This is a genomic window from Nocardia sp. bgisy118, from assembly GCF_057708605.1.
In genome coordinates, this window is the sequence record NZ_JBYISM010000068.1 from 1 (window position 1) to 2,244 (window position 2,244).

General features: G+C 67.3%; 1 protein-coding gene. It reads left to right on the plus strand.

Translation table 11 applies throughout. The features are described from left to right. A partial coding sequence (locus AC3EO7_RS37705) for a (Fe-S)-binding protein (protein ID WP_435593868.1) occupies positions 1 to 2,244 on the plus strand: 2,244 nt, incomplete at both ends.

Sequence of the window (2,244 nt, forward strand, 5' to 3'; positions counted from 1 at the left end):
GGTAAGGCGCTGGATATGGAGAACGTCGACCCCGATACCGACACTTTGGGTGCGGGTCGGGTCGAGGATTTCTCGTGGAAGGGCATTCTCGACTTCACCACGTGTACTGAGTGTGGTCGTTGTCAGTCGCAGTGTCCGGCGTGGAATACCGGTAAGCCGCTCTCGCCGAAGTTGTTGATCATGTCGCTGCGTGATCACACCTATGCCAAGGCCCCGTATCTGCTGGCCGGTGGCCGCACGGACATGGGTGGTGAGGAGGTCGGTCTGGTCGACGCCGAGGGCAAGCCGGACGAGGCCGCGCTGGCCAGGATCTCCGAGGCGGCTCGCGCCGAGGCGGCGCGTCCGCTGGTCGGTGGTGAGGACGTCGGCGGCATCATCGACCCGGAGGTGCTGTGGAGCTGCACCACCTGTGGTGCGTGTGTGGAGCAGTGCCCGGTGGATATCGAGCATGTCGATCACATCATCGACATGCGCCGCTACCAGGTGTTGATCGAGTCGGAGTTCCCCTCCGAGCTGGCCGGTCTGTTCAAGAACTTGGAGAACAAGGGCAACCCCTGGGGGCAGAACGCCAAGGACCGTCTGAACTGGATCAACGAGCTCGACTTCCAGATCCCGGTGTTCGGGCGGGACGCGGACAGCTTCGACGGTTATGAGTACCTGTTCTGGGTCGGTTGCGCGGGTGCGTATGAGGATCGTGCGAAGAAGACCACCAAGGCTGTGGCCGAGTTGCTGGCGACCGCGGGGGTGAAGTTCATGGTGTTGGGTCAGGAGGAGACCTGCACCGGTGACTCGGCGCGCCGCGCGGGTAACGAGTTCTTGTTCCAGCAGCTCGCGCAGCAGAACATCGAGTTGTTGAACTCGGTGTTCGCCGGTGTGGAGGATCGCCGCAAGAAGATCGTGGTGACCTGTGCGCATTGCTTCAACGCGCTCAACAACGAGTACCCGCAGGTGGGTGGCAGCTACGAGGTGGTGCACCACACGCAGTTGCTGAATCGTCTGGTGCGGCAGAAGAAGCTGATCCCGGTGGCGTCGGTGACCCAGAACGTCACCTACCACGACCCCTGCTACCTGGGCCGGCACAACAAGGTCTACAACGCGCCGCGTGAGTTGATGGAAGCTTCGGGTTCGACGCTGGTGGAGATGCCGCGTCATGGCGAGCGGTCCATGTGCTGTGGTGCCGGTGGCGCGCGGATGTGGATGGAAGAGCAGCTCGGCAAGCGGATCAACATCGACCGGGTCGATGAGGGTCTGTCGACCCTGGCGGCGTCGAACGGTGGTTCGGGTGCGGGGAAGATCGCGACCGGTTGCCCGTTCTGCCGGGTGATGCTCAACGACGGTGTCACCGCGCGTCAGGAGAAGGGCGAGGGCGAGGGTGTCGAGGTCGTCGACGTGGCGCAGCTGATGCTCGATGCCATCACCCGTGTCGAGCCCGCCACGCTGACCCAGAACCTGACCGTCATCCAGGAGCCCAAGACCGAACCCGAACCCGAGGCCGAGCCCGAGCCGGAGCCTGTCGCGGTGGCGACCGAGACCCCGGCACCGGCCAAGGCGGCTCCGGCTGGTGGTGGCCTGGCGATGAAGGGCCCGGCCAAGGCACCCGGTGGTCTGGGCATGAAGGGTGCCGCGAAGGCACCCGGTGGTGGTCTGGGCATGAAGGGTGCCGCGAAGGCGCCCGGTGCCAAGGCCGCGGCTGCGGCCGACGAAGCGCCCGCCGCGGAAGCTTCGGCCGCTTCGGCCGCGCCTGCCAAGGGTCTGGCCATGAAGGGTCCGGCCAAGGCGCCCGGCAAGGGACTCGGGATGAAGGGTGCTGCCAAGGCACCCGGTGCGAAGGCGGAAGCGGCTCCGGCCGCCGAAGCTTCGGCCGCGCCTGCCGCGCCCGTCAAGGGTCTGGCCATGAAGGGCCCGGCCAAGGCACCTGGCAAGGGACTCGGGATGAAGGGCGCCGCGAAGGCACCCGGCGCGAAGACGGAAGCAGCTCCGGCCCCCGAAGCGGCTCCCGAATCCGCGCCCGCCGCCGAAGCGCCCGCCGCCCCGCCCGTCAAGGGACTGGGCATGAAGGGTGCGGCCAAGGCACCCGGCGGTAAGGGCCTGGCGATGAAGGGCGCCGCCAAGGCACCCGGCACCAAGGCACCCGAAGCCGCGGCTCCCGCCACGGCAACGGCCGCTCCCGCGACCGAGTCGGCTCCCACCGCCCAAGCGCCTGCCGCCGAGACGGTTTCGGCCCCCGCCGAAGTCAAGCCGACC